The sequence below is a fragment of the Pandoraea norimbergensis genome, assembly GCF_001465545.3.
Taxonomy (GTDB): domain Bacteria; phylum Pseudomonadota; class Gammaproteobacteria; order Burkholderiales; family Burkholderiaceae; genus Pandoraea; species Pandoraea norimbergensis.
This window is the reverse complement of record NZ_CP013480.3, coordinates 1,876,150-1,902,477: the sequence shown is the minus strand read 5'-3', so window position 1 is coordinate 1,902,477 and position 26,328 is coordinate 1,876,150. Positions and strand designations below refer to the sequence as shown.

Here is a 26,328-nt window from a genome sequence, read left to right as displayed (position 1 = left end):
TTTTGAAACTAGCGAAAAAAAGGCGTATTCAAGCCGGAAAAAATTTCACGTTTCCCGTGGCAGGCGAGCGGACGTCAAGCGGCGGGGGACGCCGGGCGGGGAGCGAACTGTGGTTTGCGGAAGTCGCACAGGCGTTGCGCCAGCGCGGCAATGTCGGCACTGAACTCCACCGGCCCATCATTGCGATAGACGGCGTAGTAGCGCACGGTCGGCAACGGTTCGTCCACCGGCACGCGCTTGAGCAGCCCGTGCTGGACCAGATCGTCGAAGTAGAGATCGGGGAGATAGCTCACGCCGAAACCGGCCACCGTCAGCGCACTGAGCGCGTTCAGGCTGTTGCCCGCGTACATCCGGCGAATCGACAGCCCCTTGGCCTGAAACCAACGATCGAAAACGGCATCGACGCCCGAGGTGTCGATCTGCATCAGGATCGGATGCTGCGCGATTTCGCCGAGGGAAAGTGTCTTCGAGGTATCGGTCAGCGAGGGGCTGCACATCCACTGGAGCGCCATGGTGTCGAGCGGCACCGCGGTGAACCCGGGGCCGGTGGCGGTGAGTGGAATGATGGCCAGATCGATATCGGAGCGTTGCAGCTTGGTCGTCAACGCGGTGCTGAGATCGATCTCGGGTTCGATAGAGACCAGCGGGTATTTCTCCCGCATTTCCTGCACCAGCTTCGGCAGCCACGTGAGGCCGATCAGCTCCGTGACCCCGATGCGATACCGGCGGACCACATCCACCGGCTTGCCCATGCGCTCAAGCAGACGGTCGCGCAGTTGAAGAATTTCTTCGCCGACCTCCAGCACCTCGCGGCCTTTTGCCGTGAGTTGCATGGTCCGTCCGCTACGGCCGAACAGGGCGACGCCGAGAAACTCCTCGACTTCCGTAATCCGTTTGGACACGGCCGACTGCGTCGTGTGGAGTCGCTCGGCGGCAGCCGCATGGGTGCCGAGTTTGTTGGCCCAGTACAGCGCTTCGATTTGCTTGAAGGTGATCATGATGTCCCGTCGGCGGCAGTTACCGCGGCTTGCTTTGCCGCCATAAGATACCCCAACCCCCGTCACCCACCTTCATACACTCACCGATTGCCGTACCGGGCGATGTCGTCAGGCCGTCTGGCGATTGTCGAGCAGCAACTCGCCACCGTCCCACACCGTGCCCATCTGCTGGTAGTACCCGCCCACGACTTCTTCAACCGCCAACGTCGCGAGTTCTTCGGTCGGCGATTCGAACAACGCCAGTTCGGCGTCGGCCACCCACGGGTCGCCGCATTCGGCTTTCGCGGGCTTGTGCGTCACCAGTTCGTTGAGCGATTCGCCACCGCCCTTCTCGATCGACTGAAGCACACGCGTATGCAGCAGCGGGTAGATATTGACCGTGGGGCCGCCGGTCTTCACTTGCTCTCGCAGCGTGATCGTGGCTTGCGCGATGCGGCGGTCGTACGTTGCCAGACTCGCACCGAAGCGGCCGCCCGGCGCCAGTCGCGGGGCCGGACCGTAGGGGAACGGCCGCGTCTGGTAAATGGAGCCGAATTTCTTCGGATACCCCATGTGAATGCCACGCCCCAGCGAGAAGTCGCGGTCCACCCAGATGTGCACAATCCGCGTGAACGTCTGCCCCTGAAACTTCACCTTCACGGCGAGAAACGCCTCGGCATACTGCGCGCGAACGGGGTCCAGCATCTCGGCACCGCCGGTCGAGCACGACTGCCAGTCGGCCCAGACCATCGCGACACGTCCCGGGTCTTCGTCGGCCAGCTCCAGCGGCGCGGGCAACAGCGCCTTGATGCGATCGGGGTTCGTGCGGTACTCCACCGTCAGCCACGTGCCCGAGTAGTACCAAGGCGGATCGGGAATCAGCGATGCCACGCCCGTCGGGGTTTGCGGAAAGAGAAATCCTTTCAATTCACTCATAACGTTCTCCGTAATTGCCTGAGGCCACTCAGGCATCGTTGTTCTGCTCGTTGTTCTGCTCGTTGTTCCGACCAATCATTGTTGGGCGGGAATCGCGGCCGGTTGACCGGAAGGCACATCGGTCTCAGCTTCTTCGTCCGCCGAGAAGCCGTTGCGCGTCGGGTCCCACTGAATGACGATGCAGGTGATCAACCCGACCAGCGGCACGACACTCAGAATCAGCAGCACGGTCCCCAGCGGAAAGCTCCCGCGCAGCACCGGGAACGCGAAGAGACCGAACGCAGCGCCCACATTCGCGAGGAAGCCCGTGAAGGCCGTGCCGGTCGCGCGAACTTCCGACCGATAAGACAGCGCGGCGATCGATTTTCCGTTCGATGCCGGGCCAGCGGAGTGCGCGAAGATCAGCATCGCGGGGAAGATGGAGAGCAGCATCGGGTCGACCTTGCCGTCGAGCAGCCCCATGCCGACCAGCACGAGAAAGACGATGCCGAAGCCGTACAGCGCCGCCTTGCGCAACCCGAAGAGGCGGCCAAAAAACGGTGATGAGAAGCCGCCCAGCACGCCGAAGCAATTGAACACGATCGCAGCGATCGTGGCGTGAATGAAGTTGTTCGAGAAGAGCAGCAGCGAGATCACCGGCAGGTACCAACCTACCGCCGAATACTGCATGTACTGACAGAGCGAAATCACCCCGGAAAGCACGGTACGGCGCAGATAGTTGCCCCGGAACAATTGCGCAAAGTTGCCCGCGCGTTTCGTCTTCTCGTTCACATCGTTGCGCGCGGTCTCGCGTGCGACGAAGCGGTGGTCCGGAAACAATTTCCCGAGACTGATCGCGGCGTCTTTCATGCGTCCGAGGCGCGCCAGCCACGTCGCACTCTCGGAGAGATATTTGATCTGCAAACCGAGAATCACCAGCGCCAGAATGCCTGACGACGCGATGGAATAACGCCAGATGTTCTGCCCGATGCCCAACTGGCTGAACAACAACGTGACGAGCAAATTGCCGATGACGGCGATGTACCACACGCCATTCCACAGGTTCAGCTTTGCGCGGTGTTTGGCAGGCGTGTACTCGGCAAGCAAGGCGATCGCGATGCTGAAGTCGATCCCGTACGCGATACCCACCAGCACTCGCCCGGCAAGAATCATCTCGAAATTCACGGCGACGGCCGCGATGATGGCCCCGGCGATGTAGATCAGCTTCGTCGCGATCAGCGGCTTGACGCGACCGAACCGGTCTGCCAGCCAGCCACCGAACGGATTGACGATAAGCGCCACGAACGCCGACGACGCCGTGAGCAAACCGACTTCGCGGGGGCTCAGGCCCAACTGCGCCGTCAGCGGCCCGAGTGCGGAGCCCAGCGCCGAGTTGGCGAACGCATCCAGAAACAAGCCCCCAAGGGCCACCAGCCACGCAAACCGGGCAACGCCGACAAGACGAGGCTGGGAATCAATGAATCGGATCACATCGTTGATCGATGCGATGTTGATGGGCGGTATCGATGACTGATTCGAACTCACAATCGTCTCCTGAAACGCTGGCGCTCTGCTGTCCCGCAGATTTGGCGATGGCTGTTGCTATGGCTATTGCAAATGCGGTGGTGACGCCGGCAAACGCCCCGCCCCACCGCCCGGGGGTTTTACCACTGCGTCGAAATGTATTTGGCTTCGGAGAACTCCAGCAGCCCATGGTGAGCGCCCTCACGGCCCAGACCACTCTGCTTCACGCCGCCGAACGGGGCGGCCGGGTCGGACACAATGCCGCGATTGAGCGCGATCATGCCGCTCTCGATTCGCTCCGACACGCGCAGGCCGCGCGCCAGATCGCCGGTGTACACGTAGGCCACCAGACCGTACTCGGTAGCGTTGGCCAACGCGATGACTTCATCTTCGTCGTCGAAGATGACGATCGGTGCAACCGGCCCGAAAATCTCTTCATGGAGCAGGTCGGCATTCGGTGCAACATCCACCAACACCGTCGGCTGATAGAAATAGCCGTTTCGATCCAGCCGCTCGCCGCCCGTGAGCACACGCGCGCCCTTCGCCACCGCGTCGTCAACGAGGGACGCCACCTTGGCAACCGCCCCGGCGTTGACCAGCGGTCCGCACTGCGTGGTGTCGAGACAGCCGTCGCCCACCGTCAGTGCGCCCATGCGCTGCGCCAGACGTTGGCTGAATTCGTCAGCGATGCCGCGTTGCACGTAGATGCGGTTGGCCGCCGTACACGCTTCGCCGCCGTTGCGCATCTTGGCGAGCATGGCGCCTTCGATGGCCGCGTCGATCGAAGCATCGTCGAACACGATAAACGGGGCGTTTCCGCCCAACTCCATCGAGCAGTTCACCACCGAGTCGGCGGCCTTGCGCAGCAGCACGCGGCCGACTTCCGTCGAACCGGTGAACGACAGCTTTCTGACGCGGGCGTCGTCCAGAATCGCATTGGCGAACTTGCCCGCCGACGACGTCGTCAGCACGTTGACCACGCCCGCCGGCACACCGGCTTCCGCCAGCAGGTTGGCAAGTGCGTAGGCCGTGAGTGGCGTCTCCGTCGCGGGCTTCAGAATGCAAGTGCAGCCGGCCGCCAGCGCAGGACCGATTTTTCGCGTGGCCATCGCCGCCGGGAAATTCCACGGCGTGATCAGCAACGCGATACCCACGGGCTGGTATTGGACGATGATCCGGCTGGCGCCCGACGGGGCGATGCTGATATCGCCATTGATGCGCACGGCCTCTTCAGCGAACCAGCGGAAGAACTCAGCGGCGTAGGCCACTTCACCCCGCGCATCGGCCAGCGCCTTGCCGTTTTCCAGCGAGATCAGGCGGGCGAGGCTGTCGGCATCGCGCACCATCAGTTCGTACGCGCGGCGCAAGATATCAGCACGCGCGCGCGGTGACGTCGCCGCCCACCCGGGCGCGGCAGCCGCGGCCGCATCGACGGCCTGCATGGCCTCTTCAACGCTCGCGTCGGCGACCGTCGCCAGCACCTCTTCGTTCGACGGATTGATCACGTCGATGCGACGCCCCGAGGCCGGTGCACGCCACTGACCACCAATGAACAAGTCGGTAGGGACTTCAATACCAAGAGCAAGTGTCGACATTTCGGTTCTCATGCGTTGGAGGGTTGGGTGTCGCGCAGACGGCCACGGAAGGCGTCTTCGAGAATTTCGGCCATATCGGCCGCCTGTAGCGGACGGGGGTTGTTGTTAACCAGTCGGGCAGAGAGCATCGATTGCTCGGAAACCCAAGGCAGATCGATCGCCTTCAGCCCCAGACCGGCCAGCGTCGACGGGATGCCGATCTCTGCCAGCAGCGCACGAACACGGACGATGCTCTCGTCGGCCAGTGCCTGCACATCGGTGCCTTGCGCGCCCATCGCCTTGGCGATTTCCGCCAGCGAATCGGCACACGACGGTGCGTTGTAAGCCATCACGTACGGCATCAGCGCCGCCACACCCAGCCCATGGGCCGTGTGTGTCAATGCACCGATCGGGTACTGAATCGCGTGCGCCGCAGCGGTACCCGCCGCACCGAACGCCAGGCCCGCGCACAGCGAGCCGTACATCACCATCGAGCGGGCTTCGCGATCGCTGCCGTCGCGAACGGCGCGCGGCAAGAACTCGCTGATGGCGCAGATAGCCGCCAAGGCGAACTGATCGCTCAACAGGTTCTTGCCGACAAAGACACGTTCGTGCGGCAAGGCCGGCGTGCGCGGATGCTGCACCGCCGTGAACGCCTCGATGGCATGGGTGAGCGCATCGGCACCTGAAATGGCCGTCAGTCCCGGCGGACACGTCAACGTCAGTTCCGGATCACAAATGGCAATGTGCGGAATCAGATACGGGCTGGAGATGCCGACCTTGAGATCGCGGCTTTCATCCGCCATCACTGCCACCGGTGTGACTTCCGAGCCTGTGCCCGCCGTGGTCGGAATGGCGATGACCGGCAGAATCGGACCCGGCACTTTCAGTTCGCCATAGAACTTGCTCGCCGGGCCACCGTGGGCCAGCAGCAAGCTCACGAGCTTGGCCATGTCCATGCAGCTTCCGCCGCCGATGCCGATGACGACGTCGGGGTCGAAGGCCGAGGCGAATGCAAGGCATTGTTCGATGCTGGCAGACGGCAGTTCGGGCAGCGTGTGCGTGGACACCTTCGTCTCGACACCCGCTTCATGCAGGCTGCCGAGCATCTCCTGTAGTTCTTTCGAAGCACCGAGACGTTCGTCGGTGCAGATCAGCGCGCGGCGCCCGATCTGGGCCGTAACAGTGCCGAGGCCGAAGCGCTGGCCTTCGCCGAAAATGACGTTGGCAGGCGCCCTCATGGTGCCGAAGAGTGGGTTCATTTCTGATCCTGTGCTGAGTCGGGGGAAATACCAGCGAGTTCGCGAATGCGTGCCCAGACGTCGGGCGCCAGCGCAAAGCCCTCGTGCAAACTGCGCTCGCGTTGCGTCTGTGCGCGGTCGCCCGGCACGACCACGGGTCGCTGCGGGTCGGCGGGTTCGCATGCACGAACCGCATCGAGATACGCGGAGATTTGCCCGGCCATGCCGCCCGGTGCCGACTCAAGCACGATGAACACATCGCCCTTGTTGCAGACATGCTCGGCGTCCAGCGTGCCGCGCACGTCGGTGCCAAGTGCGGCCGCCGTCAGGCTCGATACCAGCACCTCGAACGCAATGCCGAGCGCATAGCCCTTGGCGTCGCCAAACGGTGCGATGGCACCGGCTTTGGCCGCGTGCGCATCGGTGGTCGGATTGCCTTCGGCGTCGAGCGCCCAGCCGGGTTTCAGTGGGCGGTTCTGATTGGCATAGTCGTGAATCTGTCCCATCGACACGGCACTCGTCGCCATGTCGAACACAAACGGATGCGGCGACGCGGGCACGCCGATCGCCACGGGGTTGGTGCCGAGCATGGCGTGCTTGCCGCCCCACGGGTGCACGAGCGCCTCGCTGGTGGAGAGCGCAATCAGCACCTGCCCTTGTGCCGCAATGCGCTCGGCATAAAGCGCCAGCATGCCCAAGTGGTTGCTGTTGCGAACCATCGCGGCGGCAAGACCCGTTTCTTTGGCGCGCGCCGAAATTTTTTCAAGGGCGGCGAACGCCACCACCGGGCCCAGCCCGCGCTCACCGTCGACATCGAGCAGCGACGAACCGCGCCATTGCTGCACGCCATGACTCAGCGGATGCGCAAGCCCTTTCTGAAGGCGCTCGACGATGCGAGGCAGGCGGAGCAAACCGTGCGAGGCCCGCCCTCTCAGTTCCGCCTCGACCCATTGTTCTGTCTGAATGCGGGCGTTCTCTTGAGAAACCCCGTGACGCGTGAGTGCCCGAACGGAGACCTCGGTGGCCTCTTGGCACGATAAAAGATTGGCTGTCAAAATACGATCCGATCGGATATCTGATTTGCGACAGGATAGGGTTATAATCTGGCACGGTCAAGCGCGTTATCCCGGAGAGCCATCCATGTCCAACCTAGATCCAAGATCGACCACCTTTTTCGCCGCTGCCGAGCACGACGCGAGCCACCTGTCGGCTCGACGCGCGCTGGGCGATGAGATTTACGAGACGCTGCTCTCCCGGCTGATCTCCCTCGCCATTGCGCCGGGAAGCCGAATTGCCGTCGATGCCCTCGTCAGAGAGTTGGGGGTTTCGCAAACGCCGATTCGCGCCGCGTTGATTCGCCTCGAGAACGAGGGACTGGTGGTGAAGACGCACAACGTCGGCTACAGCGCCGCCGCCATGCCCACGCGAGACCGGTTCAAGCAGATCTACGACATGCGCATGCTGCTGGAGCCCTACGCGGCGGCCGAGGCGGCCCAGTTGATGGATGACGCGGCGTTGGCCGAATTGAAGACGCTGGCCGAGAGTATGGAGAACGTCTCGGGCGGCAATGCGCAGGTGGCCTACGGGAAGTTTGCGCTACAGGATGCGAAGTTCCACGCGTGGATTGCGGCGTGCAGCGGCAACGAGTTGATTGCCGAGACGCTGTCGCGTCTTCACGCGCATATGCATGTCTTCCGTTTGCGCTTTCATTCGCGTGTGACGGAAGAAGCGATCACCGAGCACGCCGACATCGTGAAAGCGCTTTGTGCGCGTGATGCCGAAGCGGCCCGCGACGCGATGGCGCATCACATTGCCTGCTCGCGCGATCGCATGGCGCCGTTCTTCGATAATCTCTGATCGTCTCACCGCCGCAGGCGAGAAGCAGATTCCGACGTTGCCTCGACCGTACGTGGTAATGGCGGGTGAGTCGGTGCGATAGCGAACCGACTTCCCACGCAAAAGCCACGAGGATCAGCCAGAGATCCGGTCATGCACGCATCAACGAGGAGTCGATCATGAGAAAGGAACACATACTGCTTCATGTCTATGGAGAACAACGAGATTCCGTCTGGACACTGACCTGTCTGGATCTCGCATTCGCCTCCCGGGCCACCAGTCTGATGCAGGCCAAGGTGTACGTCAGAGCCAATGCCCATGCGTATCTCGACGGCAAGCTGGTCGGCGAGAACATCCAGTTTCCCGCCACGCCGGTGAGTGCCGCCGTCATCACGAAGCTCAGGATGAAGTACTGGCTCGCGCGACTCTGGCAGCGCGTTGACGGTCGCACGCGCGACCACATCTATGACGAAGTCGTGGGTCTGGCCGACAAGAATCCTGTGTTTTCCTAAGCGTCCCGAACACGCGGTTTGACGCCGGAGGCAACCTCCGGCGTCAGTCTTTCTTACAAACTCGGCGGACGCACCCCGTCGTCGAAAGCAACTTCCTGATGCTGCGCACGCGGGCCTGCCCCGAATGCCGCATAGCTCAGCGCCGCCAGCACCCACGCGCCGATCACACCGTACAACATCACCAGGCCGAAGCCGTGCACCAACGCGCCATGAACGATGACACCGTTCGGGTCGGCCGCCGACAATGCCGCATTGCCCTGCGCCAACTGGTCGAGACTGCCCGCCGCCACCTTCTCCGCGAGCCAGCGCAGCGACAGTGCATCTGAAGACGCCGGCAACGCGCGAGCGAGATAGGCACTGACGCCTTCGAGCAGCACGAACCCCATCACCGCAATATTGATCGCCAGACTGATCAGCCGTGCGCTCATGTCGATGCCCGACGCCATGCCCGCGCGGTTCGACGACACCGCGCCGGTCGCCGTGTTGGTCACCGGCGTGTTGGTCATCCCCAATCCGGCACCGCACAACACACAGCCCGGCAACACGGTCAGCCAGCTGGCATGCGCCATATCAATGCCGAAGCGCATCAGCAGGAAGCCAAGGCCAATCGTGAACATGCCCAGCGGAATCACCTTGCGTGCGCCAATCCGAAGCGCAAGACGTTCGGCGAACGGCGGCACGATGAGCGTCGGCACCGTATAGGCGAGCAGCGCCAACCCAGTGTTCACGCTGCTATAGCCGAGCGCGCCCTGAAAATAGATCGGCAGATAAACGATGAACGGCCAGTAGCTGAAATTCATTCCCATCGAGCCGAACATCGCCCCGGAAAACGCGCGGACACGGAACACCGAAAAATCGAACATGGGCCGGGGACTGCGCTTCTCGACGATGAGAAACGCGATGAAACTCAGGGCTGACGCGCCAATGATGCTCAACCCGATGGGGCTGTCGAAGCCGAGGTCCGGCCCCTGCGTGATGTAGTAGACGAGGCCGAACGTCGACAACGACAGCGTCACGATGCCCGGCAGGTCCAGATGCTCGGCGTGCGGATCGCGAGACTCCTTCACGCCCGCAAACACGAGGCCGAGCGCTACCAGCGCAATCACGACGTGAATCAGGAACACCCACTGCCAGTTGGACACGGCAACGATCAACCCGCCGACGATCGGACCGAAGCCCAGACCGCTGCCAAACACGATGCCCCATGCACCAAACGCCCGGCTGCGCTCACGCCCTTCCCGGAATTGATGCGACAGCACGGCCACCATGCAGATCAGCATCGCGCCACCGCCGACACCTTGCAGAAACCGGCTGACGATCAGCACCGCAGCACTTTGCGCCAACCCGCAGATGAGTGACGTCACCGCAAAAATCACGATGCTGGCGACGTAGACGCGCCGGCGTCCGAAGCGATCGGCCAGCGTGCCCGTGGCCATCAGTACGGTCGTGCACGCCAGCGTGTAGGCATTCATGATCCATTGAAGGGCCTTGAAGTCTGCGTGCAGCACGCGCTCAAGGGTCGGGAGAATTGTCGGCACGCTGGAAATTTCAAGGCCGAACATCAGCGATGTCAGGCAGATCGCCGCTAGCGCCAGCGCGTTTTTGGGGTCTCGGGAAAGCGTCATAGGTATCGCAGAGAAAAGTATTTGGCCGATGTACTATATCGGGAATCAGATTCCCCATTGACGACAGTTTTTCCCATAAAACGCAACCACAAGGACCGAATATGTCAATCAATCTGGATGGTGTGGCGGTCTTTGTGCAGGTGATTGAAGCCGGCAGCTTCACACTCGCGGCCGAGCGCCTGAACCTCACCCGCTCGGCCGTCGGCAAAGTCATTACGCGACTTGAAGACCGGTTGGGGGCACGCCTGCTCCATCGCACCACGCGCAGTCAGACGCTCACCGAAGCCGGGCAGGCATATTACGACCGGTGCGTGCGAGCGCTTGCCGAGCTGGAGGCGGGTGAGGCCGAGCTGGAGAGTGGACACAGCGCGCCACGGGGTCAGTTGCGGGTGAGCGCACCGATTGCGTTCGGGCACCATTGCGTCGCCCCGGTGCTGTTCGACCTCGCGCGCCAACACCCCGAGCTTCAGATCGATATCTCGTTCACCGACCGGGCGGTCGACCTCGTCGAAGAGAACATCGATCTCGCGGTGCGCATTGGCGAGTTACGCGACAGCACGAGCCTGGCGGCGCGGCGTCTGGGAGTTCAGGACGTGAGCATCGGCGGCTCGCCAGCCTATCTGGCGAAGCATGGCAGCCCCGTCGAGATCGACGACTTCGCCGGGCATGCGGGCATCATGTATTCGCGAGCGGGTGTGGTGTGCGGTTGGCGCATGCACGATGCGCAGGGCGTCGAGCACGAGTTGCAAATCAAGCCGCAAGTGAGTCTGGACGACGTGCAGGCGATTGCCGGCGCTGGCGTTGCCGGCCTCGGACTCGTGCAAATTCCGTGCTGGCTGATGGCGAAATATGTGGCTACCGGTGAGCTTGTCGCATTAAGGGAGCGTTGTGGTGTGCGGCCACTGGCGATCCATGCGGTGTGGCCGAAAACGCCCTATATGCCGCTGAAAACGCGCTGCGCCATCGATGCGCTCGTGGCAAATCTTCCACGGATCGATCTCGAATAAGAACAGCCGGCGCGCGATTGCAGCCGTCACACATTCCCTCTATAGTGGCGACGCCCTGTAACTCCACCCGGTTCAGCTTAAGAGGTTGTCGGCATGACGTATGTCAGACACCTCAGTCTTTACCGAAGGGCTGCTGCTTGGCCTTGGTTTGTTTACTTCCGTCGGACCGAAAGACGCCTTTGTCATCCGGCGCTCGGTCACTGGCCAGCACCTGCTACTGATCGTCCTGATCTGTGCCGGCAGCGACGCGCTGCTTATCGCGCTCGGCACGGGCGGCCTTGCAGCACTCCTCACGCGCACACCCATCGTTCTGAGTCTCGCCCTGTGGGGCGGCATCGGGTATCTCGTCTGCCATGGGTTGCTCGCGCTGCGCTCGGCGGTGCGGGGCAAGCACAACGCTGAAGACGGCGGCGGCTCACAGCGCTACTCGCTCAGACAGACGCTGCTCGGCACCGCAGCCGTCTCGCTACTCAACCCGTACGCATGGGTCGACACCGTACTCGTGATCGGCGCCATCACCGCGAGCAAATCGGCCGACGCCCGTTGGCCTTTTACGGTGGGTGCGGTCGCGGCCTCATTCGCGTGGTTCTTCTTTCTGACGTATGTCTCGTACGCGTGCCGCTGGCTCTTCTCACGCAGCATCGCGTGGCGTGCGCTCGACGGCTTTGTCGCCGTCATGATGTTCGGCATTGCGGCGCATCTGGCCACGGGTCATTTTTAGCCTCTATTTCGCCGATAGTCTCCCTTGGCGGCTGGCCGACATGAACACGCATCTGGCGGAAATGGGCCCCGCAAGCCGGTAGCGATCCGGGGCGGCGGTGCGCAGAATTGGAAGTGTCCGCACAGTTCGAATTGTCCGGGCTGTCCCCTTCTGGAGGTTCCTCATGTCTGCCAATGTTGCCGGTATCGCCGTGCCCGATAGTCAGTTCGCGCGTGAAATCACGGAGATCGTGCGTGACACCGCGTCGACCCTGCTGTTCCATCACTCAAGCCGCGTCTTCTATTTCGCCGCGCTCGCCGGCCAGCATCGCGGGCTAAAGTTCGACCCCGAGCTGCTCTATTGCGGCTGCATGTTTCACGACATGGGGCTCACGCATCAACACAGCAGCGCCTGCGAACGATTTGAAGTCGATGGCGCTAACGCGGCCAGCGACTTTCTGAAGAGCAAAGGCATTGCACAGCAGGACATCGACGTGGTGTGGACGGCCATCGCGCTGCACACCACCCCCGGCATCCCCCAGCATATGCATCCGGTGGTCGCGCTGGTCACTGCGGGCGTCGAAATGGATGTGCTGGGCCTGACCTATCCCGAGTACAGCGAGATCGAACGAGAGGCCGTCGTGCGTGCCCACCCGCGCACCGTGCACTTCAAGGAAGACATCATTCAGGCGTTCTACGACGGCATCAAGCACAAGCCGGAAACGACGTTCGGCAACGTCAAGGCAGACGTGCTGGCCGACAAGGACCCGCATTTCCATCGCGGCAATTTCTGTAGCGTGATTCGAAATTCCGCGTGGATCGGCTGATGCAGTGACGCTCAGGTGCGCAGTTCGGTCAGAATTTGCTCCGCCAGAAAGTCGCACGGCGGGCGGTTGGACGTTGCGCTGCGCGCCAGCACCACTTCGAGATCGTCCAGCGGGGGCAGGCCGTCGCTCTGCGAGAGCTGAACAAGATGCGCAGGCACGCTGCATCGTGCGAGCGGTGCGACCGCGAGCCCCGCCTCGACCATGCTGATGAGTCCAAGCAGGCTGGGGCTCTCGTAAGACATGCGGTACTTGATGCCTGCACGCTGAAGCGCTGCGATGGCAGTCGCACGCGCCGTGCTGCCGGGCGCGAACAGCGCCACCGGCAGCGGGCGCTCCTTCCACACGGGCCGCGTTGGCGGGCCCACCCAGACGGACGGCTCGAACCGGATGAATTCTCCCGGCAGCCCCTTCACCTTGGTCAGGCAGGCCAGGTCCAGCGTGTTGTCCTTGAGCAAGGGAACCAGCGCATTGCTGGCCAGCCCGATCACACGAATCTCGACACGCGGGTGCGCCACCGCAAACTTGCGGAGCACCTGCGGCAGCAACGACGACGCATAGTCGTCGGGCACGCCGATGGTCACGCGTCCTTTGATCTCGGGCCGCACGATCGATGCCCACGCTTCACTGCGCATCTCGAGCATTCGCCGCCCGTAGTCCACCAGCGTCTGCCCTTCTGCCGTCACGGCCACGCGCCGTGTGTTCCGGATGAACAACGGCTTGCCCAGATCGTCTTCCAATGCCTTGATCTGCATGCTCAGCGCAGACGGCGAGCGATGCACCGCCTCGGCACCGCGCACGAACGAACCGGTCTCCGCAACAGCCACCACCATTTCCAGCACATCGAGATCGAGCTTTTTCATATTACTCAGAAAATCTGATGAATTGGCTCAGATTATATTGCTTTACCGAGGTCAGGCACGCTCGGATACTAAGTGCGATCCCTGCCTCCTGCCGAGCAAGACCATGCGCGATGCCGCCTCCTTTTATGCGTTTCTGACCATCTGCGGCCTGCTGGCGATTACGCCGGGTCCGAACATGATCTATGTGATGTCGCGCTCGATCGCACAGGGCCGGGCGGCCGGACTGGTCTCGCTGGCGGGCGTGATCATCGGCTATCTTTTTTACATGCTGAGTGCGGCGTTCGGCATTACGGCGCTGTTCATGCATGTGCCGTACGGGATGAGTGCGCTAAGCGTGGCGGGCGCCGCCTACCTGCTCTATCTCGCATGGCAGGCGGTCAAGCCGGGCGGGCGTTCACCGTTCGAAGCGCGTGAGCTCTCGTACGAGCCGCCGCGCCGGCTCTTCGTGATGGGCGCAACGACGAGTCTGCTGAACCCGAAACTGGCGATGATTTTTCTGACGCTGGTGCCGCAGTTCGTCCGCGATCAGGGCGGCAACCTGCTGAAGACTTCCATCACCATGGGCTCGGTCGTGATTTTGGCGTTTGTACTGGTCAACGGCGCCGTCGCGATCGGCGCGGGAAGTACGGCGAAGTTTCTCGCGCAGCGCCCGGCCCTGCTGACTCTGCAACGGTGGTTCATGGGTGCAGTGCTCGCGGCGCTGGCCGCCCGCATGCTGATCGACACGTTCTCAGCGGGCGTTTGAGCGGCGCGGGGCCTTTTTCTTGCTGCCGTCGGTCAGTTGCTGGGCGAAACCACTGAGCAATAAATCGATGCCCACGGAAAACCGCCTATCGAAGTCGGGCGCGAACAAGTGTTGGCGAGCCTGCCAACTGAGCGGATAGGTCTGCTTGGCGGCATTCAGGAACGCCGTCTTGCGCGCCACGCTTTCCGCTGACTTTTCGCTTGAGGCTTCCGCCTCGAACGCCTGCTCTTCGATCACGAAACCCACCACGTAATAGACCACGCTGAATGCCGTTGTGGTCGCCAACTCGATGTCGGCCCCCGCGCGCACGAAGGCGGCAATCATCGCCTCGCCGGTGCGCAACACGTTTTCCGTTGTCTCGTACGTCCCGGCGAACACCCGGGCACCATCACGATAGGCGTTGAAGGCTTGTCGAATCTCAAGCGAGACCGCGTTCAACACCGCTCGCCAGTCCGCATCCGGCGACACATCGCGCGCGACATCCTGCAACATCGCGTCTGCCATTGCATCGAGCAACGCCTGCTTGTTGGCGAAGTGCCAGTAGAGCGACGGCGCCTGAATGTCGAGCGCCTGCGCCACCTTGCGCAACGTCACGCCCTCCATTCCCCCGCCGTCGAGTAAAGCCAGCGCCGTCTGTACGACGTCGTCCCGTTGAATCGCCATGGTGTTTCCCGTCAAAACTAACGGCGTTAGCTTATCATCGCGCAGGCAGTGCGGGGGTATCGACGACGGCGGGCGATGGCGGGCGATCGCTCAGCGTGGATCAATCTACGTGGGTCAACCCGCGCCGCCGTGTGCGGCCGCCGAGACGTCGGCCCACTGTTGCCAGACACCGATTCGCTCCTGATATGTCCGCGTCGCGATATCGACGGTGCCCGCGCCGAGCAGCAACCGCAACGGGGGTTCATCGGCATCGACCACAGCGAGGATCGCGGTTGCGGTTGCCGCCGGGTCACCGAGCTTGCGGTTGCCCATCGCCGCCGCAAGTTGACCGCGCAACTCCGCATAGGCGTCGAGCTTCGTCACGTGTTGCGCCGAACTGCCGCGCCAATCCGTGTCGTAGCCACCCGGCTCGATGAGTGTGACCTTGATGCCGAAGCCGGCCACTTCTTTCGACAGCGCATCGCACATGCCGTCGAGCGCCCACTTCGATGCGACATACACCGATGCGCTGGGAAACGTCACGACGCCTGCAAAACTCGATACGGCCAGAAGGTGCCCATGCCCCTGCGCCCGCAAGATCGGCAGCGCTGCCTGCATCACCCATAGCGCGCCAAAGAAGTTCGTTTCCATCTGTGCGCGGGCTTGTGCTTCGCTCGTCTCTTCCAGCATGCCGAAGAGCCCATAGCCCGCGTTGTTGAGGACCACGTCCAGTCGTCCGAAATGCGCATGCGCCCGGTGAACTGCGCCATACACGGCATCGCCATTCGTCACGTCCAACGGCAGAAGCAACACGGCATCGCCGTAAATGCCCAGATCCTCGATATCGGCGAGCGACCGGGCCGTCGCCACCACTTTGTCGCCGCGCCGCAATGCCGCCTCGGCCCAGACGCGCCCAAATCCTCGCGATGCACCGGTGATAAACCAGACCTTCTCTGACATGGCATTCGTCCTCAATTCATGCAATTGACAAGCAAACATGCCGGCACCCTCAAACCGCATCAAGGTGCCAGCAAGACTAACACCGTTAGTCTAATCTAACAGTGTTAGTTGTCAACGTCAGTTTTCAGGTTGGGGACGCAAGGCGCGCGACACCAGTCCGCCGATGACGCCGCCGATCAACGGTACGAGCCAGAACACCCACAGTTGATCGATCGCCCAGCCGCCCTGAAAGACGGCAACGCCCGTGCTGCGCGCAGGGTTCACCGACGTATTCGTCACGGGAATCGAAATCAGATGGATCAGCGTGAGTGCGAGGCCGATCGCGATCGGGGCAACCGCCGTGAGTGCCGGGCGCGACACGACACCGTTGATGATCACGACGAAGAACGCCGTCAGCACCAGTTCGATCGCCACGGCCGCCGCCAGCGAGTAGCCGCCGGGCGAGTGGCTGCCATAGCCGTTAGCGGCGAAGCCGGATGCCGACGGGTCGAATCCGGGCGCTCCGCTCGCGATCACGAACAGAACACCGCCGGCGACCATGCCGCCAAACACCTGCGCACCCATGTATGGCGCGATGTCCTTCGCCGGAAACAATCCACCGGCCCATTGCCCCAGTGTCACGGCAGGATTGAAATGCCCGCCCGAGATGTGACCGACGGCATATGCCATCGTCAGCACGGTCAGACCAAACGCCAATGCCACGCCGGCAAAGCCGATGCCGAGTTGCGGGAATGCCGCTGCGAGTACGGCACTGCCGCAACCGCCGAACACCAGCCAGAACGTGCCGATGCTTTCTGCCAACATACGTCGAAACATGATGCCTCCGATGAATTCACCTTTGCCTGTTACGGCCATGGAGGCGCGATACTAGGGCTACGTAGGCAAAACCATCGAGACAACGCTTGATAATTGTGAAATATCGCAAAATCGGCAAACGGCCTCTGGCTACATTGCAGACCAAGGAGCGCAAATGAAACCTGAGACCCACGTTCGGTATGCCCAGCGCATGGAGCCCGTGCTGCAATGGCTGGCCAGTCATCCCGACACCGCCCCCGATCTTTATCAACTGGCGGATCTGGCATGCCTGTCGCCGTATCACTTTCACCGCATTTATCGCGCGTTGATGGGCGAGACGGTGAACGGCACCGTGCAACGCATCCGGATGCACCGCGCTGCGGTTGCGCTGGCAGGGTCTGAGGATTCCATGCGTGTTGTGGCGTCGCGTGCCGGCTATACGTCGGACGCCGCGTTCAACCGGGCCTTCGGTGCGTACTTCGGCATGCCGCCGGGACGTTATCGGGACGCCCGCTCCGGACCCTTCAATCCTCTGGAGCTCACCATGTACCCCATCACCATCGAATCGGTTCCCGCCACGACGCTCGCCGTACTCAAGCATCAAGGCGACTATCAGGAAATTGGCCCGGTCTTCGTGCGCGCCTTCATGCTTGCGGGCGCACTCGGGCTGGCCCAGCCGGAATCGACCGGCTTCGGCGTGTATTTCGACGACCCGGAGCAAGTCCCTGTCGATCAGTTGCGCTCGCTCGCGGGCATGTCCGTGGCCCCGGACGCCAAGCTCGGCAACGATCTCGAACGCTTCGAGATCCCGGCCGGCCGCTGCGCGATCCTGACCTACACCGGGCCGTACAACGAAATGAGCAAACCGTACAACTGGCTCTTTTCAGAATGGCTGCCGAGCAGCGGCCTGGAACCCGCCGATTTCCCCATGTTCGAGCAATACCTCAACGACCCGCGCACCACGCCGCCCGCAGCGTTGCAAACGCGCATCTGTCTGCCGGTGAAGTAACGCGTCAAGCGGTGCGAGCCCGAGTTGTCCCGGGCTCGCCCGTCGCATCTGTCTCGAAAATACATCGCAACCCGAAGCACCCCTGTCACTCCCACTTCACGAGAATCGAATCCGGAAGTAATATCACGCCCGGGATTCGACACTACGCCTGCGAGCCCGCGCATCAAGTCAATTCGGGGACGATGCGTTATCTGACAAGAAGTCAAATTGAAGTCCAGATACCGGTTCCGCAGGTGCGTCTGATGCCCATGCCGTAAGTAGTCCTTGCAGTCGCCCGGCGCGATGCCGGGCATAACGATAACAACGACATCAGATAACGGCTTTATCTAAAAATGGCACACATTTCGTCAAGCAAGCGCGCCGGCGTACGGCGCGCTGCCTCGTCACGCCTACGCGCGCGCGCCGCACTCGCGGCCTTCTCTGTGGCAATGGGCCTCACGCTGGGAGGCTGCGCAAGTGTCTCGACAACACCCGCGACGCTCAGCCGCACGTCACTCGACAACGCGCGCCTGTTTGCTCTGCAAACGCCGGTCACGTTCAAGCTCGACACCGGTTATGAGCGCAATCTGCCCGAGGGCTCGATCTGGAAAGAGGCCGGCAGCGTTGTGCAAGGCAGCGTCTATCGCCCGGTCGGCCGCATTCTGACGGTCGAAGGCAGTCAGGTTCACGAAGCGTGGATCGTCGTCAAGGATCAGAAGCTCGTCGGCTTCTTCCTGCCCGGCGAAGCCACTTACTCGCCGCTTTCCACCGTTGTTTCTCTTAACTTGAAAGAAAAATCACAATGAACCTGAAACAAGTCTCGCGTCTGCTTCTCGCCGGCATGGCCGCGTCGTTCTTCCTCGCCGGTTGCGCGTCCGGCCCGAAGCGTGCCGAAATGGCCTCGGCAATTCCGACGATCAAGACCGGCGAAGGCCGCGTCTATTTCTATCGCTCGTCCTCGCCGTTCGGCGCGGCAGTGCAACCGGAAATTCGTCTGAATGACGAGATCGTCGGCTCGTCGAAGCCGGGCGGCTTCTTCTTCGTCGATCGTCCGGCAGGCCAGTACAAGGCATCGGCGTCGACCGAAACGGAAAAGACGCTCAGCTTCTCGCTCGACTCGGGCGAGACGAAGTACGTGCGCAGTTCGGTGTCGATGGGCCTGCTGATCGGCCATGTGGTGCTCGAACTTGAGCAACCGGAAGTGGGCGAAGCCGCGTTGGATTCGATGAGCTACACGGGCAAGGACGCCGTCGCTCAGTCGAAGTAAGTCATCAGGAAAACGTCAGCCGGCAGCGCCCGCTGACGTGAGGCGATCGAGGCCGCAGGCACCGATCGCCTCATCGCGCTCGACACACGCCAGCAAAGCCTGCGCCTGTGCACGCAAATCCGGCACGAGCGGGTGGAAGTCAAACGGCATGGCGGGCGGCGGACCGCTGAGCATCTTGCGCGAACTGCGCGAATACGCCGGGTCGTAGTGCTTGATCACCAGCGTCTCGAACAACTCTCGCTGGCGTTGCGCATCGAGTAGTTCAAGCCACTCTCCCACGACAGCACGCCCATGCAACGGCACCAGCTTGAGCAACTGCGCACGGAAATAGTCCGGCTGCGCAAAGAGGTGTCCATAGTCCTGCATCAGCAGATCGACTCGCTCGGTATGCGGTGCGCGAACTTCCACACACGTCGTGCCGCGTAGCGACGTCATCAACGATTCGGGCAGCGAAATCAGCCCGATGCGACGGCTCTCCGCTTCCACAAACACCGGCCGTTGCGGATCAAACGCTCGCAAGGTGCCGACCAGCGCCGTATCGAACGATTTTTGCGACGGCTGCGGCGCGTCGGGCATTGCCCCCAATAACGAGCCGCGGTGCATCGCCAGCGCTTCCAGATCCAACGTCTGCGCACCGGCGTCAGCCAACGCATGTAGCAGCCGTGTCTTGCCGGTGCCCGTGTGCCCCGCCAGCACCACGTACTTCAGCGAGGGCGGCAACGTTTCCAATGACGCCACGACTTCGCGCCGGTAGGTCTTGTACCCGCCATCGAGTTGCCGGGCGCGCCAGCCGATCAGATTCATCCAGACCGTCATCGACCCCGAGCGCTTGCCGCCTCGCCAGCAGTACACCAGCGGGCGCCAGTTGCGCGGCCGGTCGGCGAAGGTTGTCTCGAGATGCGCCGCGATATTGCGCGCGACCATGGCCGCGCCCACCCGGGTGGCTTCGAACGGCGAGACTTGCCGGTACATCGTGCCGACGATCGCGCGCTCCTCGTTGCTCAGCACCGGGGCGTTGATCGCGCCGGGCATATGGTCTTCCGCGAACTCCAACGGCGAGCGCACGTCGATGATTTCGTCGAAATCACCGGTTTTTTCAAGAGGAACGAGGAGATTGTTCAAGGGGGCGGGACCGTATTGCGAACAACATCGCAACACGTGAAGGTCAAGGGATTGGACGAATTATGGCACGCTCGCCACCTTACGCTGCCTGCCCGAGCCGATTCGACCCCGGTGTTATTGCGCCCGGCGGGGCTCGACAGACTCCGCCGCAAACTTGCCGCATTGCGTGCCATAAGGCGTTCGCGATGTCGCTTGCAGGTACTGCGTGGTCAATTCGGCGCGCACCTTGGCCGCCCGGTCGATGATGCGCGTCGCCGCTTCGGCTTCGCCCATCCCGCCCAACGCCAGCGCGTAGTCGTCCAGCAATTCGGCATAGGCAAACGGTGCGTGGCGCACCGCCTGCGTCCGGTCAAGTGAGCCAAGTGCGCGCGAGAAGTCGTTGGCCGACTGCGCAAACTGACGCTGCACCAGCGCCAGCCGCCCCAACTCGACGAGTGCCGGATAGCGGTATTGCCCCGTCAAAATATCGAGATCGTAGGCCAGACTCAGTTCGCGCTCGGCTTCGGTGTAGTAGCAAGTCACGCCCAACGCGCGGCCGTAGTCGTAATGCATCGCCGCACGCTGTGCCGCCGGCCATCCGGTCTGATCCGCGACTAGCACGGCTTGACCGAAGTTGCGCCGCGCGGCGTCCCAATCGCCACGCACTTCGGCCGCCCCGCCCAACGCCGCATAGTCCGGTCCGGCGGGTTTGACCACCGGCGCACTGCACCCGGCAACCATCAGCACGCCGCCCAAAGCACCTACCATCGCCAGCCACGTCTGCGTTCGCGTCATCTCGGGTCAGGTCGCGGTTGGCGACGCTCAGGGGAGTTGAGGAATCAACTGTCGCGAGGGACTGATGCCCCGCGCTCACCCGAGAGAATACCGCGTCGCACCTGTACCCCCCAATGTTGCCGCCCGGTGAGGAAGTGCCCCCAGCCCAGCGCCGCGCCCGCATGGCGCATCAACTGGAACGAGAACGGCTCAAGGACCGCGGCGACGAACGCCAGACCGAGGCTCGTGCCGGTGCGGTGCCCCGTCCATCGACGGTACGCATGCACCGACCACAGATGGAAGCCCAGATCGAGAACGATCTTGCCCAGAATGATGCCCGACACCGGTAGCACCACGCCGTAATGTCCCTCGCAGACGAACGTGACGAGCAACGCGAACGCGGTGAGGCCATAGATCGGTTGCAGGGTATCGAACGCCTTCACCGGCAACATCAACCGCCCAAGATTGCCGTAGCGCCCATTGCCCACCATGTCGCGATACCAGTACTGCGTTTGCAGGAAACCGGCAAACCAGCGGCGCCGCTGACGCAGAAAGCTCGTGAGCGTGCCGGGTGCATCGGTCAGCGCCTGTGCACCGCCAATCACGCGAACGTCCCAACCCAGTCCATGCGTGACCGAATAGCGGCGCAGGCGGTGAATCAGCTCATAGTCTTCGACCAGACACGCCGGATCGAAGCCGCCCACAGCAAGCACGGCCTCGCGGCGGAAGCACGCAAACGCCCCCGAGATCAGCAACAGACCATCGGCGCGCATCCACGCAAAGCGCGAAATGAAATTGCGGATGTATTCGTACGTCTGGAAGAACTGCAACACGCGCGCGCCGACCGTATGGCCGCACACGGGCGTCAACACGCCGGTCGCCGCAACAAGGTTCGAACGACGGACAAACGCGTCGTGCATGGCGGCGCACGCCCCGGCATCGAGCAGCGTGTCCGCATCGACGGTCATCACGATATCGGTGTCCACACCGACCAACGCCGCATTGAGTGCGCGCGCCTTGCCGCCATGCGGCACGCGCAGCCAGCGCAGGTTCGGATACGTCAGACTCGGTGGGCTCAACGCCCCTTCGCCCGGATCCGACAACCCGTAGTGTTCGACCAGCAGCGCCGCCGTACCGTCTCGCGAGCCATCGTCGGCAATGACGATCAGATCAGGCACGCGTTGCTGCGACATGAGCGCTTGCAACGTGACCGGCAGTGCCGCGGCTTCGTTGTGCGCGGCAACCACCACACCCATCGTGAGCGCCGTGGTTTTCGCGCTGGCGGATTGACCATCAGTACGCGCCAGCGAAGTCGAGGTGCCTTCGGGATCCGGCCGCATCAATCGCCATGCTTTCCAGAACACGAACGCCAGCAGCACGGTGTCATAGGCCACATAGGCCACGCCCGTGCCCCAAGCAAACACGCCTTTCAGCACGAACGCCTGCGCGAACAGCAAACACCAGAGCACAGCGACCGTGCCATGGACCAGCCAACTCGCCAACGGCGTCGCGGGCAATGTGAAACGCGGCGAGTGCAGCTCGCGCGCGGCATCGAGCCGGGTCGTCGTCACGCTCATGGCAGCATCCGGTTCAGGACCGAGTGTCGGTCGATCCATTGGTGCTTGAGCGCACCGCCGACGTGCAGCGCGAGCAAGACATACAACGAATAGGCGCAGTACGTGTGCACATTGCCAAGCACGCCATGCCAGTAATCCTTGCTAGCGTCGCTCATCGCCATCAGAAAGCCCATGCGCGGGAACGGGAACGTGCCGAAGAGCACCAGCGGGTGTGTCGACGCAGCCACCCAAGCCGAATCGTGCGCCCAGCCTGAGAGCGGCAACGCGAAGATCAGCACGTAGAGCAGCCAGTGCACCAGATGGGCGCTCGCACGCTCCCACGACGCGAAGACGTGCGAGAGCGCAGGCGGCCGGTGCGTCACACGCCACAGAATGCGCAGAATGGCCAGACCCAATACGGTGATGCCGATGGACTTGTGCAGATCGATCCAGAAGCGCACGTCGATCTTTTCGAGCGTGGCATCGGAGAGCAACGCGATGGTCTGGCCGATAGCGACGTTACCGAGCATCAGCAACGCCACCGCCCAGTGCAGCAACATGGCGACGCGCGTGTATTTCGCGTCTTCATACAGCGCAACACCGCTGGCATGACGCCGCGAGGACGAAGAAGACGAAGCGGAGGAAGCGGGCGATGGGGGTAGTGGATTCACGACGGGCATCCTGAAAAACTGGGGAAGATGATTGCATAACGCCCGTTGAAGCGCGCTTATTCCCGCATTGCCGCAAAAAAGCTTGTTACCGCGAATTACCGAGATTGATTCGGCGTGTCTGCCGAAGTTTCGCCTGAACACAAATATCGCGCTTGGCACGCCCACAAAACCGTTTCGAAACCGGTTAAAGCGTTCAAAACCGGCTATGAGTCGCGCATCAACATCGGCAGCTAAAACCAGCACACCGAAACACCCGCTCGGCGAAGATTATCCGGGCGATCAAGTCATGCGAAGCCATTGCGCAAGAAACGCAAAGGCAGACAAAGGAAAGCCGGGTTGCCCGGTGCTTGCGAGCCTGCGGCAAAACCGCGATGATCGTGCCTTCAGACGTGCGCATCAGACTCGGCACCGGCCACCGGCGCGAGGCCTCGGATGCCGCCGCCATCCGCCAGAGGAGACTGCCATGCCACGCAGCACCGCCGAAAAACGCGCCGCTTTCCGTGAACTGCATATTGCCGGTTGTTTTGTGATCCCCAACCCGTGGGATGCCGGCAGCGCCCGCTATCTCGAACATGCCGGTTTTCAGGCCATCGCGTCGACCAGCTCGGGCTTCGCATGGTCGACCGGCCATCCCGACAATGCCGTGACGCGCGACACCGTCCTCGCCCATCTGAAGTCGCTCGTGGCGGCCACCGACCTGCCGGTCAATGCCGACTTCGAAAGCGGCTTCGGCAGCACACCTGAAGAGGTCGCCGAAAGCGTGAAGCTCGCGGTGGCGACCGGCGTCGCCGGCCTGTCCATCGAAGACTCGACGGGCGACGCCAACGCGCCGCTGTTCCCGATCGACGAGGCAGTCAAGCGTATCAAGGCGGCGCGCCGTGCCATTGACGAGACCGGTGGCGACACGCTGCTCGTGGGCCGCGCGGAGAACTTCTTCGCCGGGGTGCCCGATCTCGACGATGCCATTGCCCGTCTCAAGGCTTACGCCGAAGCCGGGGCCGACTGCCTCTACGCACCGGGCATCCAGACACCGGAACAGATCCGCGCGGTGGTGGCCGCGGTCGCACCGAAGCCGGTCAACGTGCTGATCGGCGCCAACTCGCCGCTGACGCTGGAAGACATGCGCAGCCTCGGTGTACGACGGGTGAGCGTGGGCGGCGCACTGGCTCGCACGGCATGGGGCAGTTTCATGAGTGCCGCGACGGCGCTCGCCGAAGGCCGTTTCGACGGCTTCAACGGCGCAGCGAGCGGGGCCACGCTCAACGGGCTGTTCGGCAAGTAACGCTGCCCCTGACGTCGGACATACCCCATGACTTTTCGTCGATAGACGCAGCGCGGTCCCCTTCGGACAATGGGCGGCAAGCCGGCGTACCGTCAGCCATCTGGCACGGTGCGACCGGCATCCCTACCCCACGGAGTGCCGTATGCCTTTGCCGCCCCCCTTGCCGCCTTTGCCGCCTTTGCCGCCTTTGCCGCCTTTGCCGCACGAGACGTCAGCCGCTCGCGCGACGCCCGATGCCTCTGACGCCTTCGCCATCCCCACGCCACTCGGCGCACCGCTACCCAAACCGCGCGTCTTCGATAACGTTGCCGACGCACGCGCCGATCGCAAGTTGCGACTGGCGGTGGCGTTCCGGATCTTCGCGCGCTTCGGGCTCGCGGAAGGCATTGCCGGGCACATCACCGTGCGCGATCCCGAGTTTCACGACCGGTTCTGGGTCAATCGCTACGCGCAGCACTTTTCATCGATTCATCCCGACGATCTGATTCTTGTGGACGAAGCGGGCCGCCTTCACGAAGGCGATGGTCCCGTGAATGCCGCGGCGATGGCGATTCACGCCGGCATCCACGCCACCCTGCCCCACGTCGAAGCCGCGGCGCACACGCACACCACGCACGGACGCGCGTTTTCCGCGCGCACGCGCCCGCTCGCCCCGATCAATCAGGAAGCCTGCCTGTTCTACGACGACCACGTGCTCTTTCGCGGCGACGTGCTCGTGCTGGGGGCCGACGAGGGCCGCCGCATCGCCGAGACCATGGGACACAAACGTGCGGCGGTGCTGCTCAACCACGGGCTGCTCACGGTCGGCTCGTCGGTCGATGCGGCCGCGTATCGCTTTCTCGCCATGGAGCGCTGTGCGCAGGTGCAGTTGCTGGCGGAAGCCGCCGGGCCGCTGGAAGTGTTGACCGAGACCGAGGCGCGCGAAGTGCATCGCCTGCTCGGTTCGGATTACGTCGCGTGGCTCGGCTTTCAGGGGCTCTACGAGCAGGTGCTGCGCGAAAGCCCCGATCTGGCCGCGCGATAGTCGTCAACCGCACGGCGCAGCCATGCGTCGAACTGCTGCAACGGCGCCCAGTCGCGCCGTTGCGCGGGATACGAGAAATAGATGGTCTGCGGGTTGGCGAGTGTGTGCGCATGCGCCTGCACCAGCGTGCCGCTCGCCAGTTCGCGCTCGATCAGCACGCGCGGCAACAGCGCCACACCCAGACCCGCCACGGCAGCGTTGATCGCCATGATGAACATGTCGTAGCGCTGCGCACTGCGCTGGGGCTTCAACTGCGCGGCGTCTTGCGTGGCCAGCCAGTCGTCCCACGCGCGCGGCAGATCACGCACACAAATCCACGACAGCGCCGCAATTTCGTCGTTCGATAGCAACGATCGCCCTGCCAGTAATCGAGGCGCGGCGACCAGCATCAGTGTGTCGTCGGTAATGAGTGCCGTGCCGGGCATGCCCGGCCATAAACGCGTGCTGAAGTAGATCGTGGCGTCGAAGGCGGAGTCGTCGAAGAACACCGGCTGGTCGCGCCCGATGATATGCAGCCGCACGTCGCGCGTGCTCGCGTAAAAGTCGTCCAGCCGGGGAATCAGCCACTGCGCAGCGAACGTCACACCAACCGCAATTTCCAGTTCGGTTTCGCGGCCCTGTTGCACCACGTCGAGCGTATCGCGGCGAATCTGGTCAAGATGCACGCGGATGCGTTTCGCGTACTCGGCCCCGGCTGGTGTGAGCACCAAACGCTGCTTCACGCGCTCGAACAGCGCCACGCCCAAGTGTCCTTCCAGCTCGTTCACACGCTTGCAAACCGCCCCGTGCGTGAGGGCGAGTTCCTGCGCGGCCTGCGCAAAATTCTGATGTCGGGCACTGGCCTCGAAAGCCTGCAACGCCGAGAGGCTGGGCACACCCAGACGCATGATGTCTCCTGCGGGATTCCATTCGTGCCCGACAGTCTA

At 62.9% G+C, this 26,328-nt stretch carries 27 protein-coding genes; 11 read left to right on the top strand and 16 right to left on the bottom strand.

From position 1 onward, the window contains the following. Positions 1 to 74: 74 nt before the first annotated feature. From AT302_RS08510 to AT302_RS08485, 6 genes are all read right to left on the bottom strand, one after another. Positions 75 to 998, bottom strand: a complete 924-nt coding sequence (locus AT302_RS08510; RefSeq protein ID WP_058378066.1) for a LysR family transcriptional regulator — start codon at positions 996 to 998, stop codon at positions 75 to 77. A gap of 108 nt (positions 999 to 1,106) precedes the next feature. Next, positions 1,107 to 1,913: an acetoacetate decarboxylase family protein gene (locus AT302_RS08505; protein ID WP_058378065.1), complete on the bottom strand. Its 807-nt coding sequence runs from the start codon at positions 1,911 to 1,913 to the stop codon at positions 1,107 to 1,109. A 75-nt stretch (positions 1,914 to 1,988) separates the two neighbouring features. Next, a complete protein-coding gene (locus tag AT302_RS08500; RefSeq protein ID WP_218918988.1) occupies positions 1,989 to 3,437 on the bottom strand; it encodes an MFS transporter in 1,449 nt (482 codons plus the stop codon). A gap of 119 nt (positions 3,438 to 3,556) precedes the next feature. Next, complete coding sequence (locus tag AT302_RS08495) at positions 3,557 to 5,011, bottom strand: NAD-dependent succinate-semialdehyde dehydrogenase (RefSeq protein WP_157125729.1); 1,455 nt, start codon at positions 5,009 to 5,011, stop codon at positions 3,557 to 3,559. Positions 5,012 to 5,019: 8 nt separating this feature from the next. Continuing rightward, positions 5,020 to 6,252, bottom strand: coding sequence for an iron-containing alcohol dehydrogenase (locus AT302_RS08490; RefSeq protein WP_058378063.1), 1,233 nt, complete (start codon positions 6,250 to 6,252; stop codon positions 5,020 to 5,022). Then, positions 6,249 to 7,286, bottom strand: a complete 1,038-nt coding sequence (locus AT302_RS08485) for an Ldh family oxidoreductase (RefSeq protein ID WP_058378062.1) — start codon at positions 7,284 to 7,286, stop codon at positions 6,249 to 6,251. The genes AT302_RS08490 and AT302_RS08485 overlap by 4 nt, the downstream gene beginning before the upstream one ends. 85 nt (positions 7,287 to 7,371) lie before the next feature. On the opposite strand from AT302_RS08485, the gene AT302_RS08480 reads away from it, so the two are divergent. Both AT302_RS08480 and AT302_RS08475 read left to right on the top strand, forming a co-directional pair. Then, a complete protein-coding gene (locus AT302_RS08480) occupies positions 7,372 to 8,088 on the top strand; it encodes a GntR family transcriptional regulator (protein WP_084656100.1) in 717 nt (238 codons plus the stop codon). A 158-nt stretch (positions 8,089 to 8,246) separates the two neighbouring features. Then, the gene (locus AT302_RS08475; protein WP_157125728.1) at positions 8,247 to 8,579 is read left to right on the top strand and encodes a hypothetical protein; all 333 of its coding nucleotides are present in this window, start codon (positions 8,247 to 8,249) and stop codon (positions 8,577 to 8,579) included. A 53-nt stretch (positions 8,580 to 8,632) separates the two neighbouring features. Here the strand turns inward: AT302_RS08475 and AT302_RS08470 are convergent, their stop codons facing one another. Continuing rightward, positions 8,633 to 10,204 (bottom strand): MFS transporter, encoded by a 1,572-nt coding sequence (locus AT302_RS08470; RefSeq protein WP_058378060.1) that lies wholly within the window; start codon positions 10,202 to 10,204, stop codon positions 8,633 to 8,635. A gap of 101 nt (positions 10,205 to 10,305) precedes the next feature. Here AT302_RS08470 and AT302_RS08465 point away from each other — a divergent pair, with 101 nt between their 5' ends. The 3 genes from AT302_RS08465 (at position 10,306) to AT302_RS08455 (ending at position 12,737) form a co-directional block, all read left to right on the top strand. Continuing rightward, entirely contained in the window at positions 10,306 to 11,211 is a 906-nt protein-coding gene (locus AT302_RS08465; RefSeq protein ID WP_058378059.1) for a LysR family transcriptional regulator, read from the top strand. Between the two features lie 100 nt (positions 11,212 to 11,311). Next, on the top strand, positions 11,312 to 11,932 hold the full coding sequence (locus AT302_RS08460; protein ID WP_058378058.1) for a LysE/ArgO family amino acid transporter: 621 nt from the start codon (positions 11,312 to 11,314) through the stop codon (positions 11,930 to 11,932). Positions 11,933 to 12,095: 163 nt separating this feature from the next. Then, the gene (locus AT302_RS08455; protein WP_058378057.1) at positions 12,096 to 12,737 is read left to right on the top strand and encodes an HD domain-containing protein; all 642 of its coding nucleotides are present in this window, start codon (positions 12,096 to 12,098) and stop codon (positions 12,735 to 12,737) included. An 11-nt stretch (positions 12,738 to 12,748) separates the two neighbouring features. Here the strand turns inward: AT302_RS08455 and AT302_RS08450 are convergent, their stop codons facing one another. Next, the gene (locus AT302_RS08450; RefSeq protein WP_058378056.1) at positions 12,749 to 13,597 is read right to left on the bottom strand and encodes a LysR substrate-binding domain-containing protein; all 849 of its coding nucleotides are present in this window, start codon (positions 13,595 to 13,597) and stop codon (positions 12,749 to 12,751) included. A gap of 103 nt (positions 13,598 to 13,700) precedes the next feature. Here AT302_RS08450 and AT302_RS08445 point away from each other — a divergent pair, with 103 nt between their 5' ends. Further along, entirely contained in the window at positions 13,701 to 14,342 is a 642-nt protein-coding gene (locus AT302_RS08445; protein ID WP_058378055.1) for a LysE family translocator, read from the top strand. Here AT302_RS08445 and AT302_RS08440 read toward each other — a convergent pair. The 3 genes from AT302_RS08440 to aqpZ all read right to left on the bottom strand — a co-directional run bounded on the left by AT302_RS08440 (position 14,328) and on the right by aqpZ (position 16,760). Continuing rightward, positions 14,328 to 15,005 carry a TetR/AcrR family transcriptional regulator C-terminal domain-containing protein gene (locus AT302_RS08440; protein WP_058378054.1) on the bottom strand — a complete coding sequence of 226 codons (678 nt, stop codon included), beginning with the start codon at positions 15,003 to 15,005 and terminating at the stop codon, positions 14,328 to 14,330. The two genes, AT302_RS08445 and AT302_RS08440, sit on opposite strands and share 15 nt — an antisense overlap. A 114-nt stretch (positions 15,006 to 15,119) precedes the next feature. Continuing rightward, on the bottom strand, positions 15,120 to 15,944 hold the full coding sequence (locus AT302_RS08435; protein WP_058378053.1) for an SDR family NAD(P)-dependent oxidoreductase: 825 nt from the start codon (positions 15,942 to 15,944) through the stop codon (positions 15,120 to 15,122). Between the two features lie 117 nt (positions 15,945 to 16,061). Beyond that, a complete protein-coding gene (aqpZ, locus tag AT302_RS08430; RefSeq protein WP_058380191.1) occupies positions 16,062 to 16,760 on the bottom strand; it encodes an aquaporin Z in 699 nt (232 codons plus the stop codon). Positions 16,761 to 16,914: 154 nt separating this feature from the next. On the opposite strand from aqpZ, the gene AT302_RS08425 reads away from it, so the two are divergent. The 3 genes from AT302_RS08425 to AT302_RS08415 all read left to right on the top strand — a co-directional run bounded on the left by AT302_RS08425 (position 16,915) and on the right by AT302_RS08415 (position 18,994). Next, a complete protein-coding gene (locus AT302_RS08425) occupies positions 16,915 to 17,748 on the top strand; it encodes an AraC family transcriptional regulator (RefSeq protein WP_058378052.1) in 834 nt (277 codons plus the stop codon). A 332-nt stretch (positions 17,749 to 18,080) separates the two neighbouring features. Continuing rightward, the gene (locus AT302_RS08420; protein WP_237172098.1) at positions 18,081 to 18,533 is read left to right on the top strand and encodes a hypothetical protein; all 453 of its coding nucleotides are present in this window, start codon (positions 18,081 to 18,083) and stop codon (positions 18,531 to 18,533) included. A gap of 2 nt (positions 18,534 to 18,535) precedes the next feature. Further along, the gene (locus AT302_RS08415) at positions 18,536 to 18,994 is read left to right on the top strand and encodes a DUF2846 domain-containing protein (protein ID WP_058380189.1); all 459 of its coding nucleotides are present in this window, start codon (positions 18,536 to 18,538) and stop codon (positions 18,992 to 18,994) included. A 15-nt stretch (positions 18,995 to 19,009) separates the two neighbouring features. Here the strand turns inward: AT302_RS08415 and mnmH are convergent, their stop codons facing one another. The 4 genes from mnmH to AT302_RS08395 all read right to left on the bottom strand — a co-directional run bounded on the left by mnmH (position 19,010) and on the right by AT302_RS08395 (position 22,985). Next, positions 19,010 to 20,116 (bottom strand): tRNA 2-selenouridine(34) synthase MnmH, encoded by a 1,107-nt coding sequence (gene mnmH / locus AT302_RS08410; protein WP_058378051.1) that lies wholly within the window; start codon positions 20,114 to 20,116, stop codon positions 19,010 to 19,012. Between the two features lie 114 nt (positions 20,117 to 20,230). Further along, positions 20,231 to 20,890: a hypothetical protein gene (locus AT302_RS08405; RefSeq protein WP_058378050.1), complete on the bottom strand. Its 660-nt coding sequence runs from the start codon at positions 20,888 to 20,890 to the stop codon at positions 20,231 to 20,233. A 44-nt stretch (positions 20,891 to 20,934) separates the two neighbouring features. Beyond that, positions 20,935 to 22,446 (bottom strand): glycosyltransferase family 2 protein, encoded by a 1,512-nt coding sequence (locus AT302_RS08400; protein ID WP_058378049.1) that lies wholly within the window; start codon positions 22,444 to 22,446, stop codon positions 20,935 to 20,937. Then, positions 22,443 to 22,985, bottom strand: coding sequence for a cytochrome b (locus tag AT302_RS08395; protein ID WP_237172168.1), 543 nt, complete (start codon positions 22,983 to 22,985; stop codon positions 22,443 to 22,445). Before AT302_RS08395 ends, AT302_RS08400 begins: the two co-directional genes overlap by 4 nt. Before the next feature lie 574 nt (positions 22,986 to 23,559). Between AT302_RS08395 and AT302_RS08390 the strand changes: the two genes are divergently transcribed. Further along, on the top strand, positions 23,560 to 24,378 hold the full coding sequence (locus tag AT302_RS08390) for an isocitrate lyase/PEP mutase family protein (RefSeq protein WP_058378047.1): 819 nt from the start codon (positions 23,560 to 23,562) through the stop codon (positions 24,376 to 24,378). Positions 24,379 to 24,520: 142 nt separating this feature from the next. Beyond that, positions 24,521 to 25,402, top strand: a complete 882-nt coding sequence (locus AT302_RS08385; protein WP_084656099.1) for a class II aldolase/adducin family protein — start codon at positions 24,521 to 24,523, stop codon at positions 25,400 to 25,402. Here AT302_RS08385 and AT302_RS08380 read toward each other — a convergent pair. Beyond that, positions 25,357 to 26,289: a LysR substrate-binding domain-containing protein gene (locus AT302_RS08380; RefSeq protein WP_058378046.1), complete on the bottom strand. Its 933-nt coding sequence runs from the start codon at positions 26,287 to 26,289 to the stop codon at positions 25,357 to 25,359. The two genes, AT302_RS08385 and AT302_RS08380, sit on opposite strands and share 46 nt — an antisense overlap. Positions 26,290 to 26,328: the final 39 nt, after the last annotated feature.